The sequence below is a fragment of the Sorangium sp. So ce124 genome, assembly GCF_051525235.1.
Lineage (GTDB): Bacteria > Myxococcota_A > Polyangia > Polyangiales > Polyangiaceae > Sorangium > Sorangium atrum.
This window is the reverse complement of sequence record NZ_CP150312.1, coordinates 12,383,403-12,397,330: the sequence shown is the minus strand read 5'-3', so window position 1 is coordinate 12,397,330 and position 13,928 is coordinate 12,383,403. Positions and strand designations below refer to the sequence as shown.

At 69.0% G+C, this 13,928-nt stretch carries 10 protein-coding genes; 7 read left to right on the top strand and 3 right to left on the bottom strand.

Annotated features, from left to right (window positions below; genetic code table 11):
- Window positions 1–6: 6 nt before the first annotated feature.
- Window positions 7–1,095, bottom strand: a complete 1,089-nt coding sequence (locus tag WMF19_RS46525; protein ID WP_437896228.1) for an efflux RND transporter periplasmic adaptor subunit — start codon at window positions 1,093–1,095, stop codon at window positions 7–9.
- A gap of 332 nt (window positions 1,096–1,427) precedes the next feature.
- Here WMF19_RS46525 and WMF19_RS46520 point away from each other — a divergent pair, with 332 nt between their 5' ends.
- Entirely contained in the window at window positions 1,428–2,060 is a 633-nt protein-coding gene (locus tag WMF19_RS46520; protein ID WP_437896227.1) for a TetR/AcrR family transcriptional regulator, read from the top strand.
- A 478-nt stretch (window positions 2,061–2,538) separates the two neighbouring features.
- Here the strand turns inward: WMF19_RS46520 and WMF19_RS46515 are convergent, their stop codons facing one another.
- On the bottom strand, window positions 2,539–3,348 hold the full coding sequence (locus WMF19_RS46515) for a hypothetical protein (RefSeq protein ID WP_437896226.1): 810 nt from the start codon (window positions 3,346–3,348) through the stop codon (window positions 2,539–2,541).
- A gap of 110 nt (window positions 3,349–3,458) precedes the next feature.
- On the opposite strand from WMF19_RS46515, the gene WMF19_RS46510 reads away from it, so the two are divergent.
- The 3 genes from WMF19_RS46510 to WMF19_RS46500 all read left to right on the top strand — a co-directional run bounded on the left by WMF19_RS46510 (window position 3,459) and on the right by WMF19_RS46500 (window position 10,676).
- Window positions 3,459–7,301 (top strand): RHS repeat-associated core domain-containing protein, encoded by a 3,843-nt coding sequence (locus WMF19_RS46510; protein WP_437896225.1) that lies wholly within the window; start codon window positions 3,459–3,461, stop codon window positions 7,299–7,301.
- A gap of 10 nt (window positions 7,302–7,311) precedes the next feature.
- The gene (locus WMF19_RS46505) at window positions 7,312–7,812 is read left to right on the top strand and encodes a hypothetical protein (protein ID WP_437896224.1); all 501 of its coding nucleotides are present in this window, start codon (window positions 7,312–7,314) and stop codon (window positions 7,810–7,812) included.
- A gap of 554 nt (window positions 7,813–8,366) precedes the next feature.
- Entirely contained in the window at window positions 8,367–10,676 is a 2,310-nt protein-coding gene (locus WMF19_RS46500; RefSeq protein WP_437896223.1) for a hypothetical protein, read from the top strand.
- Window positions 10,677–10,959: 283 nt separating this feature from the next.
- On the opposite strand, the gene WMF19_RS46495 is transcribed toward WMF19_RS46500, so the two are convergent.
- Window positions 10,960–11,100 (bottom strand): hypothetical protein, encoded by a 141-nt coding sequence (locus tag WMF19_RS46495; RefSeq protein WP_437896222.1) that lies wholly within the window; start codon window positions 11,098–11,100, stop codon window positions 10,960–10,962.
- Window positions 11,101–11,351: 251 nt separating this feature from the next.
- On the opposite strand from WMF19_RS46495, the gene WMF19_RS46490 reads away from it, so the two are divergent.
- The 3 genes from WMF19_RS46490 to WMF19_RS46480 all read left to right on the top strand — a co-directional run bounded on the left by WMF19_RS46490 (window position 11,352) and on the right by WMF19_RS46480 (window position 13,919).
- Entirely contained in the window at window positions 11,352–11,516 is a 165-nt protein-coding gene (locus WMF19_RS46490) for a hypothetical protein (RefSeq protein WP_437896221.1), read from the top strand.
- A 285-nt stretch (window positions 11,517–11,801) separates the two neighbouring features.
- A complete protein-coding gene (locus WMF19_RS46485) occupies window positions 11,802–12,617 on the top strand; it encodes a DUF5131 family protein (RefSeq protein ID WP_437742513.1) in 816 nt (271 codons plus the stop codon).
- A gap of 9 nt (window positions 12,618–12,626) precedes the next feature.
- Entirely contained in the window at window positions 12,627–13,919 is a 1,293-nt protein-coding gene (locus WMF19_RS46480) for a three-Cys-motif partner protein TcmP (RefSeq protein ID WP_437896220.1), read from the top strand.
- Window positions 13,920–13,928 lie beyond the last annotated feature (9 nt).

Genomic DNA, 13,928 nt, shown 5'->3' with positions numbered 1-13,928 from the left:
ACGACCTCACTCCACGGCTTGGCCGTTCTGGAGCGCCTCGGACGGGTTGATGACGATCGCTTCCCCTGCGCGGACGCCGCGGAGGACGGCCACGGCGTCGGCCCTCTCCACGCCGGTCTGCACGACGCGCTCCTCGATCCGGTGGTCGACGACGGCGAACAGGTGCGCGCGCCCGTCCCGCGGGACGATGGCGGACCTCGGCACCACAGGGCTCGGCGCCTCGGCCGTGGCGAGCGCGACGGACGCGAACATGCCCGCCCGCAGCGCGCCGTCGGGGTCCTGCACCTCGGCCTCGGCGACGAGATCGCGCGTGGCCTCGCGGACCGCGGCGCCGATCCAGCGCACCGTGCCCGCGAACGAGCGCCCCGGGTACGCCGGCACGGTGAAGGTCAGCGCGCCGCCGGTCTTGACGGCCGCGAGGCTCGCCTCCGGCACGGTGAACCGGAGGCGCGGCGCGCCCTTCGAGACGAGCGCGACGACCCGGGAGTCCTGGCGGACGTACTCGCCGACGTCGACGAAGCGCTCGGCGACCACCCCGTCGAACGGCGCGCGGATCTGGCCGTCGCCGACGCTCTGCGCGGCGGCGCGGGCGCGGGCGGAGGCGGCCGCGACCGAGAGCGGGGCGCTCCGGCACTGGTCGGCGATCCGGTCGTGCTCGACCCGCGAGATCGCGCCGCTCTCGAGCAGCGCCCCGTAGCGCTCGCACTCGCGCTTCGCCGTCTCTTCCTGGGCGCGTGTCAGCGCGGCGTTCGCCTGCGCCTCCGCGGCGGAGAGCGCGGCGGCGCGGACGTCGAGGCGCGCGAGCAGGTCGCCCTTCTTCACCTCGGCGCCGCGCTCGACGAACGTCTCCACCACGCGGCCGACCGCGTTGGCGGCGAGATCGGTCTCCCGATCCCCGCGCAGCGTGCCGGTGAGCGCGATGCTGCGCGGCATGGGCTGCTCGCGCACCTCCGCGGTCTCGACGCGGACCTTCGGCCCGTTCGTCTCGGCGGCGGTGGAGGCGCTGGCCCTGGTCTCGCAGCCCGCCGCTGCGGCGGCGAGCGCGAGGAGAAGGAGGAGGCTCTGGGCGCGGCCTGTCGTCGTGGTGTGGCTCAAGGGTCCCTCGGGGCAGCGTCGGTCGCGGAGCGCCTGATCCGGGCGGAGCACGGCCCTCGGCGGAGCACGGCGCCACGCGCGTGCGGCGCACGCGCCGGTGCGCTGCGCCGTCCGCTCGTTCTCCCGTCGCCCAGCCTCCGACCCCACCGCTCGGGCGCGCCGGCGCCCAGGCGATCGCAACCGACAGTTGCGATGGGTATAACACGGCCGGAGCCGACCGCAACCGTTGGTTGCGATCATCGCAACGAAAGGGTGCGATAGCCGGCCACGCCGTGAACACGCCGTGAAATTGGGCTGGCGTGTGCCGCGCGGCGGAACTTCAATGGCGGCCGATGCAGGCGACGACGGCGAAGCGCACGGCGAAGCGAGGCTCCGCGAAGACGCGCGCGCTCGTGCGAGGCGAGCCTGTCGTGCGGGGCATCCTCGCCGCCACGCTGGAGGAGCTCGCCAGCGCGGGGTATCGCGCGCTCCGGATCGAGGACGTGGCGACGCGCGCGGGGGTCAACAAGACCACCGTCTACCGGCGCTGGCCGACGAAGGAGGATCTGGTGCGGGCCGCGCTCCTGTCGGTCACGGACGAGAAGATCATCCCGCCGAACACGGGCTCGCTCCGCGGGGACCTCGTCGCGCTCGGGCGCGCGATCATCGAGATCCAGACGTCGCCGGTGGGGCAGAGCCTCTTCCACGTGTTCCTGTCGGAGGGGCCCGACTCGGAGCTCATGACCATCGCCCGCTCGCTGCGCGCGGTCCAGGAGGCAGGGATCCGGGCCATCATCGAGGCCGCGGTCGCGCGCGGCGAGCTCGCGCCGAGCGCGGATCCGCTGCTGCCGTGCGAGCTGCTCGCGGCCTATCTCAGGCACCGGATGCTCGCGGATCGCACGACCGTGAACGAGGACCAGCTCGCTCACGTCGTCGATGTGATCCTCCTCGGCGTGCTGCGCCCGGACAGGCGGAAGCGGGCCTGAGCCGCGGGGGCGCGGCGGCGACCTGCGCGCGCGCGAGGAACGCGAGGAGAACATGCGGTGCTCTAGGTGCTCGGCCGTTACGACGCGATCGCATGCGGCGCTGCCGGCGGCGACTGCGCCGCGGCCCCGGCCGCGCAGGACGCCGCTTACATCGTTCCAGATAGCGGCCACTCGATCAACGTGAGCACGGGGGCGCCCCTGTTCTACCTCTACTGCGGGAAGTCGGCCGGGGAAGCGAACCGCCAAGACGCCATAAGACGCCAAGAAAGCCGGGGAACAGGGGGGAATGCCCGGACGGCCAGCTTTCCCCTCTCCCCTTGGCGTCCTTGGCGGCTTGGCGGTTTTTCTGCTGATCGGGGGCAACTTCCCGCAGTAGAGCTACGAACGGACGTTCACCTGGCTCGCCGAGCGAGGGATTTCGCCCTGATGTGCTGACGCACGCCTTCCGCCGGTTCTGGTGAGATGGCTTTGCAGCGAACTATGCGCGATCGGCCAGGTACGTCCGGTAGTGGTCCGGATCGAGGATGGGGATCGCGTCGTTCTTCGTGACGCACGACATCCAGTAGGGACCGGCGCGCTTCATGAACGCCTCGAACTGGGCCTCGGGCGTGGGCTCCTCGCTGAAGTAGAAGAGCTTGTCGCGCACCATGGTCTCGATCCGACCCTTCATCTCCCCGGAAAAGCTCTTCGGGTCGCCCCAGAGGAAGACCTGGTCGCCATGGCGGATGGCGCGGATGAGGAGGATCTCGCCCGGCTCACGGCCATCGGTCGACGGGACCGCCGAGAGGGTCCGCCCCGAGAGCAGCTCGCGGAGGCTCGCGACGGTCTTCGTCCGCCCGACGTCATAGTAGAGGCCGAGACGGCTCTTGCGCGCCTCGTCGATTAAGCGCTGGAACCCCGGCCCCACCTCGGTCCCCTCGAGGAACTCCTCGAAGTAATCGAGCGCGGTCTGGCGCTCGGGGCCGAAGGGGAAGTCCATCAGCACCCAGCTCTGGGCGAAGACGCCGTCCTCGAACATCGGGTCGCCCGTGAACAGCGCCTCGATCTCCTTCCAGCAGCGGGTGAACGCGGGGTACTTGTCCTCCACGACGCACACGATTCCGAAGAAGAGGAGGAAGCGGTACGCGCGCATGTACTCGGCGAAACCCGGCGGGCCCTCGATCTTCTCGGTGAGGAAGGCGTGAGCCGCCTTCGCGCTCCGCAGCTCGTCGAGCGTGAAGCGCGACGGGTCCAGGTTGCCCGGCAGGATGGATCGCCACGTGGCGATCGGCCTCTTCTTCTTCACCATCGGGCGAGCGATAGCAGGCGGCGCGCCCGGCTTTCATCCTGCGCCGCGGAGATCTGAGCAGCGAGCTTGCGAGATTGAAGCGCCATAGCGGCGCGTCTATCTGCAGCTTCATGGCCCGCACCGCGCCCGCGCCGAACATCCCCGCGATCCCCGGCATGAACCCCGGCGTCTTCATCCTCGGCGGAGGCGGCGGGGGCGGCGGCAGCGGCGGCCCTGGCGGAGGCGGCGGCGCCGGGGGCCAGGGCGCCGGGGGCGCGGGCGGCGGCGGCAGTGCGGGCGGCGGGGGCAAGAGCGCGCCGGATCCGAACAGGTACCCGGAGTGCGGCACAGTCTCGCACCCGATCGATGTCGTCACCGGCCGGGTGTTCACGCACGCGATCCCGATCTGCGCGCTGCCGGGACCGCTGCCGCTCGTCTGGGAGCGGTCGTACAGCTCGGCGTCGGCGGACCGCGACGCGGGGCTCGGTCACGGCTGGGGCCACAGCCTGGGCTGGGAGCTCGAGGTGCGGAGCCACCGCGTCAGGGTGTGGACCGGGCTGGGCACCGCCGTGGATCTGCCAAAGCCGGGCGAGGGCGAGGAGGTACACGGCAAATGGGGCTACTCGCTCCGGCGCGAGGCAGAGGCGTGGCTCCTCGACGTCGGCGACGGGGTGAAGCGGCGGTTCGCGTGCATGCAGGAGGGCGGCCGGCGCGCGCGGCTCACGGCGGTGGAGGACCGCAACGGAAACCGGCTCGCGCTGGTCTACGACGTGAAGGACGGCCGGCTTGTCGAGGTGACCGACAGCGCGGGGCGGCGCCTACGGCTCCGCGACAGGAGCGCGGGCGAGCAGCGGGTCATCACGATCGAGGTGCAGCTCGACCAGGAGCGCGGTGAGTGGCTCGCGCTCGGCACGTTCACCTGCGATCGACGCGGCGACCTCGTGGCGGCGACCGACGCGGACGGCCACGCCTGGCGGTATGCTTATGAAGAAGGTCACCTGCTCGTCGAGGACGCCGACCGCGACGGGCTGACATGGCACTTCGTCTATGATAGCCACCATCGCGGCGTCGAGGCGTGGGGCGACTACGGTGCCCAGGCGGATCCGTGCCTGGCCGGCGAGCGGTCGAAGTACCTTTACGATCAGGAGACGCGGTGGAAGGGGCTCCACCACTGCAAAGTCAATTACTGGGACATCGGCTTCACCGAGGTCATCGACTTCAGCCAGTCGAGGCGCTTCCACGGCAACGAGCACGGCACGCTGGACAAGCAGGTGATCGGCGGCGCCGTGGTGGCGGCGACCTACCGCGAGGACGGCTGGATGACCTCGCGGCGCAACGAGCGCGGTGGTACCGAGGTATTCGAACGCAATGAGCGCGGGAGCGTCGTCCGGTACGTCGATCCGGTCGGGCACGTCACGAGGATCGAGCGCGACGCGAGCGACCTGCCGGTCGAGATCGTGGACGCGAGCGGCGGCGTCCACCGGTTCGAGCGCGACGCGCGGGGGAACGTCACGCTGTACGTCGACCCCACGGGCGCGGCGACCTGCCGCCGCTACGACGCGCGGGGTCTCGTCGTCGAGGAGATCTCGCCGAACGGCGAGCGCACGGCGTTCTCCTGTGACGCGCACGGCAACTGCGCCGAGGTGACGCTGGCGAGCGGCGCGACGTGGCGCTTCCGGCACGACCGGCTCGGCCGGCGCGTCGCCGAGATCGACCCCTTCGGGGCGGAGACGCGGTACCGGTGGTCGGCGCGGGGCGACCTCGTCGCGGTGATCGACCCGACCGGCGCGACCACGCGCTACGCCTGCGACGGCGAGCAGCACGTGACCGAGATCGTCGACGCGAACGGCGGCGTCACGTCGCTCGTGTGGGGTGGGTACCACAAGCTCTGCCTGCGCCGGGACGCGAATGGCCACGAGGTGCGGCTCGGCTACAACCCCGAGGGCGAGCTGATCGAGGTGCGCAACGAGCAGGGTGAGGTCCACACGCTGCGGCGCGACGGCAGCGGCAAGGTGCTCGAGGAGGTGACCTTCGACTGGCGGACGATCCGCTACAACCACGACGCAGCGGGCGACCTGATCCGGCGATCGCAGGGCGAGCTGGACCGGGTGCGCCTCGGGTACGACCTGGCCGGCAGGATCATCCGCCGGGAGTACTGGGACGGCTCGGCCGAGTGCCTCGAGTACGACGAGCTGGGCGCGCTGATCGGCGTGACGTGGCCGGGGGGCGAGATCCGGCTCGACCGCGACGCGGCTGGACGCGTGGTGCGGGAGATCCAGATCGTCGACGGCGTGGAGCACCGGGTCGAGAGCGCGTATGACCGGGAGGGCGAGCGCGTCCTGCGCGAGACGTCGCTCGGGCACAGCGAGGCGGTCGAGCGGGGGCCGTGCGGCGCGCGGCGGCGGACGGTGCTCGACGGGCGTGTGGTCGTCGACCACGCGAGCGACGTGCACGGGCGGGAGGTCGCGCGGGCGCTGCCGGGCGGCGGGCGCATCGAGAGCGCTTATGACCGGATGGGCCGCCTCGAGCGGCGGCGCGCAGTGGGTCCGTCTCGCGAGGTGCGTGTGCGGCCGGGCGAGCCGGCGTGGGTCGGGCCGCGGCCGGAGAACGTCACGGTGGATATGGCATATCGCTATGACCCTGCGGGCGAGCTGAGCGCCTCGTGGGATCAGCGGCGCGGATGGACCTCGTATCAATATGACCCTGTCGGCCAGCTCCTCGCCCGGGTGCCGGAGCAGGCCCGTGCCGAGGTGTTCCGCTATGACCCAGCGGGGAACAGCCACGAGGCCGGCCCGGGTGCGGCGTCGAGGGAGTACGGGCGCGGCAACCAGCTCGTCCGCAAGGGGAACACGCTCTACCGGTGGGACACCGAGGGGCGGCTCGCGGAGAAGTGGGTGGAGGATCCGGCGAGCGGTGCGCGGCTCGCCTCGAAGTACACGTGGAACCACGCGGGGCTCCTGGAGAGCGTCACCACGCCGGAGGGCGAGCGGATCGAGTTCCGGTACGATCCGTTCGGCCGGCGGGTCGAGAAGCGGGTGGGCAAGGCGCCGGCGAGCTCCCTACAGGCCTTCAGGCCGCAGTCGGTGACGCGGTTCGTGTGGGACGGCGACGTGCTCGTCCACGAGATCTCCCGTCGGGCGCGTACCGAGGAGGACCCGGCGGTGGAGGTCAGGACCTACTGCTTCGAGGACGACGGGTTCGCGCCGGTCGCGCACCGCGACGACGGCCGGTGGTTCCACTACGTGAACGACCCGATCGGCACGCCCGAGCGGCTCGTCGACGAGCGCGGCGAGGTGGCCTGCGAGCTCCGGCGCGACGCGTGGGGGCGGACAGAGGCGGCGCCGGAGGCGAGGACCTCGACGGCCCTCCGGTTCCCGGGGCAGTACGAGGATGCGGAGACGGGGCTTTGCTACAACAGGTTCAGGTACTACGACCCCGACGCGGGGAGGTTCATCAGCGGAGATCCCATCGGGCTAAACGGCGGGCCCAATGCGTTCTCTTATGCTGCAAACCCGATCAACTGGGCGGATCCGCTCGGCCTCGTTTTTGCACGACGCTACTCTCGTGCTGAGGTGAGGAGAATTCTCGCCGAAAGTGAAGGGCGAAGTCCTATTCCGGGTGTGCCTCCTGGCCATGCGCAGCGCCTACACGGCCACATCGGCGACCTCGCCCTTCAGGCTCGCTCGAACGCGGACAGCGCGCGTCGAACAAGTTACCGCACCTGCGCGCAGCAGACGCGCACCACATTCGAAGCCATCAATTCGCCTCAAGGACAGGCGGAACTGGCAAGATTGGACGTCGATCCGGGTCTCCCCGCGGTGAATATCAGTGCGCCGGTTCAGGCGCGAGCGCGCATCGCCTCCCCAGGTGGTACCGGGCCACGCGATCAAGCGACGAGCTCGACCTTCGTGAGGGTGTATCGGCTCCCCGGCCCTGGAGATCGAATCCACATACAAACATCCTATCCAAGATAGGAACACGGCCATGACAACCACACTTTATACGATAGACACAGGGCTCGAGGCTGCTAAAGCCAGCCTCTTGGCACAAGTCCATCCAAGACGCGCGCAAACCATACACATCCTGGCACACAACCATGAGACCCAGGAGGGCGGCCTCGACGCGCTGGCAGCGGCTCGCGAGTACATCGGATTCCTGAGGCTTCAAACGGATCAGATTCGCTATTTCTCGCGAATTCATCGCGACGAGGCCGAGAGGATCTGCATAGGCACCGCGGAATTTGATATCATTATGTCCGACCGACAAATGCCTCACGAGACGGCAGCCAGCCTGGCCGCCGCTTGGCTCGAACGATTCGATGACCAAACCACATTTCTTACGAACGGAGAGCCACCGCAGAGCTCTTCTCGAAAATTCAATTTCGATCGATTCCAATACAGCCTCTTCTTCACCGACCGCGAGGCGGGCGTGCTCGCCATATCGCCCGCCAAGCTCGGCATCTTCTGGTCTGCTGAAGATTCATGATCACAGCAAGAGATGTTGACACGGAGGGGGCATGAGCGGGACTGCCTGATGGAGCGCAAGATCAATTGGCTGATCCGTCGGACATGTGGGTACACGGCTGCGAATGCGTACGACAGGGCATCGGTCGGGTCGCGCCTGGACAGTCGTACCGGGCGGCGCCGGCCTCCGCGGACGGATTTGTGGACAAGCCAAGGCGGCGCGCGCCCTGAGATCGGTCACCAACCTGGCCGTGGTCGCGATCGTGATCATCGACGACGCGATCCCGGACGTGAACGTTCTGCCACGGACCACCCCCAGGTTCGTTCGCCCCCCTGACGCAAAAGCCGATTGAAGCGCTCTGGTGGCGCAGCTACTCCCGCCTCCATGGCCCGCACCGCGCCCGCGCCGAACATCCCCGCGATCCCCGGCATGAACCCCGGCGTCTTCATCCTCGGAGGAGGCGGCGGGGGCGGCGGCAGCGGCGGCCCCGGTGGGGGCGGCGGCGCCGGGGGCCAGGGCGGCGGCTACGGCTCCGCGACAGGAGCGCGGGCGAGCAGCGGGTCCTCACGATCGAGGTGCAGCTCGATCAGGAGCGCGGTGAGTGGCTCGCGCTCGGCACGTTCACCTGCGATCGACGCGGCGACCTCGTGGCGGCGACCGACGCGGACGGCCACGCCTGGCGGTATGCTTATGAAGAAGGTCACCTGCTCGTCGAGGACGCCGACCGCGACGGGCTGACATGGCACTTCGTCTATGATAGCCACCATCGCGGCGTCGAGGCGTGGGGCGACTACGGTGTCCAGGCGGATCCGAGCCTGGCCGGCGAGCGGTCGAAGTACCTTTACGATCAGGAGACGCGGTGGAAGGGGCTCCACCACTGCAAAGTCAATTACTGGGACATCGGCTTCACCGAGGTCATCGACTTCAGCCAGTCGAGGCGCTTCCACGGCAACGAGCACGGCACGCTGGACAAGCAGGTGATCGGCGGCGCCGTGGTGGCGGCGACCTACCGCGAGGACGGCTGGATGACCTCGCGGCGCAACGAGCGCCAAGGGCTCGAGCTGTTCGAGCGCAACGCGCGCGGCAGCGTCGTCCGGTACGTCGATCCGCTCAGGTACGTCACGAGGATCGAGCGCGACGCGAACGACCTGCCGGTCGAGATCGTCGATGCGGCGGGTGGGATGCACCGGTTCGAGCGGGACGCGCGCGGAAACGTCACGCTTTACGTCGACCCCACAGGCGCGGCGACGTCGCGACGTTACGACGCGCGGGGGCTCGTCGTCGAGGAGATCTCGCCCGATGGCGAGCGCACGGCGTTCTCGTACGACGCGCACGGCAACTGCGCCGAGGTGACGCTGGCGAGCGGCGCGACGTGGCGCTTCCGGCACGACCGGCTCGGCCGGCGCGCCGCCGAGATCGACCCCTTCGGCGCGGAGACGCGATACCGGTGGTCGGCGCGGGGCGATCTCGCCGCGGTGATCGACCCGACCGGCGCGACGACGCGCTACGCGTACGACGGCGAGCAGCACGTGACGCAGATCGTCGATGCGAACGGCGGCGTCACGTCGCTCGTGTGGGGCGGCTACCACAAGCTCTGCGCGCGTCGCGACGCGAACGGCCACGAGGTGCGGCTCGGCTACAACCCCGAGGGCGAGCTGATCGAGGTGCGCAACGAGAACGGCGAGGTCCACACGCTCCGGCGCGACGGCAGCGGCAAGGTGCTCGAGGAGGTGACCTTCGACTGGCGGACGATCCACTGCAACCACGACCCAGCGGGCGACCTGATCCGGCGATCGCAGGACGAGCTGGACCGGGTGCGCCTCGGGTACGACCTGGCCGGCAGGATCATCCGCCGGGAGTACTGGGACGGCTCGGCCGAGTGCCTCGAGTACGACGAGCTGGGCGCGCTGATCGGCGTGACGTGGCCGGGGGGCGAGATCCGGCTCGACCGCGACGCGGCTGGACGCGTGGTGCGGGAGATCCAGATCGTCGACGGCGTGGAGCACCGGGTCGAGAGCGCGTATGACCGGGAGGGCGAGCGCGTCCTGCGCGAGACGTCGCTCGGGCACAGCGAGGCGGTCGAGCGGGGGCCGTGCGGCGCGCGGCGGCGGACGGTGCTCGACGGGCGTGTGGTCGTCGACCACGCGAGCGACGTGCACGGGCGGGAGGTCGCGCGGGCGCTGCCGGGCGGCGGGCGCATCGAGAGCGCTTATGACCGGATGGGCCGCCTCGAGCGGCGGCGCGCAGTGGGTCCGTCTCGCGAGGTGCGTGTGCGGCCGGGCGAGCCGGCGTGGGTCGGGCCGCGGCCGGAGAACGTCACGGTGGATATGGCATATCGCTACGACGGGTCCGCGCCGGTCGCGCACCGCGACGACGGCCGGTGGTTCCACTCCGTGAACGACCCGATCGGCACGCCCGAGCGGCTCGTCTACGAGCGCGGCGAGGTAGCCTGCGAGCTCCGGCGCGACGCGTGGGGGCGGACGGAGGCGGCGCCGGAGGCGAGGACCTCGACGGCCCTCCGGTTCCCGGGGCAGTACGAGGATCCCGAGAAGGTGCTTTGCTACGAGGATGAGATCTTTCTATCTATTCGTTCGCGCGCCGGACGACGCGATGGTCTCATGGCTCGACTCGGCGGCAGAGCGCGCGGCAGGCGCCAGGCAGTGGTTCTACCCTGGCGTGGCCAGGAAGGTCCTCTATGTAGAGCTCGCGGACGAGCTCTACGACGAGCTGGAGGCCGATGTCGCGCAGGCGCTGCGCGATCGTTTCGGGGGAGAGCGCCCCAGATGCGTCTGCGTGGACGTGTCCCGTCACTGCTCGGCGGAGCGCGAGGTCACGGAGTTCGCGATCGCCATGCTTCGTCAGTTTGGTGGGATTGCCATGGATGACGAGAGCGAACACTACTGGACGGCAGAAGCCATTGCGGAAGGCGAGACGCATCAAGGCCATCGGTTCTTCGGCATCCCGCGAGCAGAGTGAACGTCGTGGCGTTGCGAGCCAGCAGGGAACAGCGATGAGGCCGGGCCGGGCGCGACGGCTCGCCACGGCCACCCGCGGGCCTTATCCGACGTGCCAGAATCATGCTCCGGGGTTGAACGCCCGGGCCTCGATGCTCGACCTTTCAGCATGGAATGATGGCCTGCCCATCATTCCGCGCTGGCGGAGCCAGCATCAACCTTGAACCTGCCAGGAGGACTCCATGGCCCCCCGAACGACGACGAAGAAGAGCGCGGAGAGCACCAAGAAGCCGAGCGGCGCCAAGCCGCCCAGGCCCCCGAGCACCCGCGAGGTCGCCGAGATGCTGGGCGTCACGCCCTCGCCCCCGCTCAAGCCCGAGCAGAGCGCGCGGCTGCGCAAGGCGCTGCCGGGCTATGCCGGCATCCTGGACGACGTGGCGGCGCTGCTCGAGGAGGACGCGGGCGCGCTCAACCTGCCCGACGTCACCCCCGAGGCGCTGCTCGAGGCGCAGGCCGAGCAGAAGTACCTCCGCCGCGCGCGAGGCCGTCGCGCACGCCGTCTACCGGAGCCTGTTCGAGCAGCGGCTCCAGGTCGACGATCGCGCGATGAAGATGCTCGAGAAGCTCGCCCGGCGGGTCAACGCCCTGAAGGAGGACGACCGGGATCTGCCAGGGCGCTGGAAGCTCCTGCTCGACTTCCTCGGCACGTTCCGCCAGGGCGGCGCCAAGCGAAAGGCCGCGCCCGCGGAGCCGGCCGCCGCCGTCGAGTAGCGCCGCCGAGGCGAGCCTCGCCAACGGCGCTCGACCACGCGTGCTCGGGTGGCCATCGCCGGACGACCGTGATGCAGCCGGCTCGCATCTGTGGCCACGTCCGCTCACCGTCGCGTCCGTTTCCGTCATCTCTGTCGTCGACTCCTGTACGTCCGGGGAAGCCGCGGACGCCGAGGTGCGCCTCGCGCCTCGAGAGTTGGGGGGCCTGACGCATGGGGCGCACGACCCCTGTCAGTTCCCCCCCGCTTGCCGCGCCCAGGCCTCTACTGTACACCTGTGCAAGTCATGAGCGACGGCAGCGCGATCGAGTGGACGGACGCGACCTGGAACCCCCTTCGTGGCTGCACGAAGGTCAGCCCCGGCTGCAAGCACTGCTACGCGGAGATCTTTGCGGAACGCTTCCGGGGCGTGCCCGGTCATCCGTACGAGCAGGGCTTCGATCTACTGCTGGTGCCCGACAAACTCTTCGAGCCGTTCCGATGGAGTCGCTCGCGCAGGATCTTCGTCAACTCCATGAGCGACCTCTTCCAGGTCGGAGTCCCAGATGAGTATGTCCGCCAGGTCTTTGAGGTCATGGCCTCCGCTGATTGGCACATTTACCAGATGCTCACCAAGCGTGCGGCACGCCTCCGCGCACTCACGTCGCAGATGCCGCCCGAGATCGTTCGCCGCAAGCATATCTGGCTTGGGGTGAGCGTGGAAGACCGGGCTTACGGCCTCCCGAGAATCGACGAGCTCCGCCGGACTCCAGCCGAGGTACGCTTCCTCTCCATCGAGCCGCTGCTCGAAGACCTGGGCCGGATCGATCTGGAGGGCATCGACTGGGTGATCGTGGGCGGTGAGAGCGGTCCAAGGGCTCGTCCCATGGAGGAGCGCTGGGTGATCTCGCTCCGCGACCAGTGCAGGGAGGCGGGCGTCCCGTTCTTCTTCAAGCAGTGGGGAGGGGTCCAAAAGTCACGCGCCGGCAGGGAGCTTGGAAAGCGAACGTACGACGAGTACCCTGCGATTGAAGCGGCGGCGCCGCCCCCTGCGGTCGTACGCGCGCAGCGGCTTGCAATGCTTCGGGAGCGCTTCCAGCGTGGGGCACTGGCGGCGGAGTAGGAGCGCGTCGTGCCGAAATACGATTATTCTGACGGCCCAGCGACGCTGGGAGCCCACAGCTTGGCGAAGCACACGATCCTGAGGGAGTACATAGAGCGGTATATCCCCATCTTGACCAGAGGCGGCACTGTACCCCTCAAATTGATGCTCATCGACGGGTTCGCCGGAGGAGGTCAGTACGTCGTCGAAGGCCAGGGCAACACGCTCCACCCCGGCTCACCGCTCATCCTGATCAACGCTGTCCGGGCCGCAGAGGCGCGGCTCAACGCCACGACTGGCCGTAAGAAGCCGTTCTCCGTCGACGCGAGCTACGTCTTTATCGAGAAGAACCCCAAGACTCACGCTTATCTGACTGAAACGTTGAAGTCGCATGTCGGCGAGAGCTTCATCCGAGAGAAGGTCGACCTTCGGCGTGGGGCGTTCGAGGAGGAGCTCGATAGTGTCCTGGATCGGATCAAGGCTACGACTCCGAGGCGCCCGCGGCCGATCTTCGTGCTCGACCAGTACGGTTATAGTGCCATCCCCGTCGACTTCATCGCGAGGATCATGACGGAGATTCCCACAGCGGAGGTGTTTCTGACCCTGGCGGTAGACTACATCTCCGCACACGCGAAGACAGCCGGAGAGGCGCTCTCCAGGCTGAAGGACGCGCGCCTGGTCGCGCCCGAACTGGACGCGTTCCTTTCCGGTTTCCGGGAGATGGACGAAGCGGCGACGCTGTCCACCCAGGACCGTGGCCAATTGATGCGCTTGATCCAGCTTCTCCTGCACGAGACGTTCGCGAAGCGCGCTTCTGCCAAGTGCTATACGCCATTTTTCATCAGGTCTCAGCTCAGCCACCGTTCGTACTGGTTCCTGCACCTTGCCAATAGCTCCAGGGCGAACGACGTCGTGAAGGCCCTCCATTGGTCGGTGAGCAACCACTTCGAACATTTCGGCCGCGAGGGCACGATGATGCTGGGCTTCGATCCGACGAAGAACAGGGACCAGATCCTCTTGCCGTTTTCGTTCGAGTTCGACGACTCGGCGAAGACGCGGACGGTCAAGGCTCTCGTCGAGGAGCTGCCGGCAATCTTCCACGCCAGGCACCAGAGCGGCGTCTCCCTCGAGGATCTCTACAGCGCCCTCTGCAACGAGACGCCGGCGGATCTGGCAACGCTCGGCGACGCCGTCAACCGGCTGTGTGCTGACCTCGAGTTCGAGAAGCGCGGAGGGAACGGTGAGGAACGCGAGATGTCGACGAAGGTAAAGAACTCCGACATCATCCGCCCCGCCAGACAAGGACGTCTTTTCAGGAAGTGAGCTCGACGA

Coding starts and splice junctions, on each gene's coding strand:
- WMF19_RS46510 (WP_437896225.1), top strand. CDS start 3,459: ATGGCCCGCACCGCGCCCGCGCCGAACATCCCCGCGATCCCCGGCATG.
- WMF19_RS46505 (WP_437896224.1), top strand. CDS start 7,312: ATGACAACCACACTTTATACGATAGACACAGGGCTCGAGGCTGCTAAA.
- WMF19_RS46490 (WP_437896221.1), top strand. CDS start 11,352: ATGAAGATGCTCGAGAAGCTCGCCCGGCGGGTCAACGCCCTGAAGGAG.
- WMF19_RS46515 (WP_437896226.1), bottom strand. CDS start 3,348: ATGGTGAAGAAGAAGAGGCCGATCGCCACGTGGCGATCCATCCTGCCG.
- WMF19_RS46485 (WP_437742513.1), top strand. CDS start 11,802: ATGAGCGACGGCAGCGCGATCGAGTGGACGGACGCGACCTGGAACCCC.
- WMF19_RS46520 (WP_437896227.1), top strand. CDS start 1,428: ATGCAGGCGACGACGGCGAAGCGCACGGCGAAGCGAGGCTCCGCGAAG.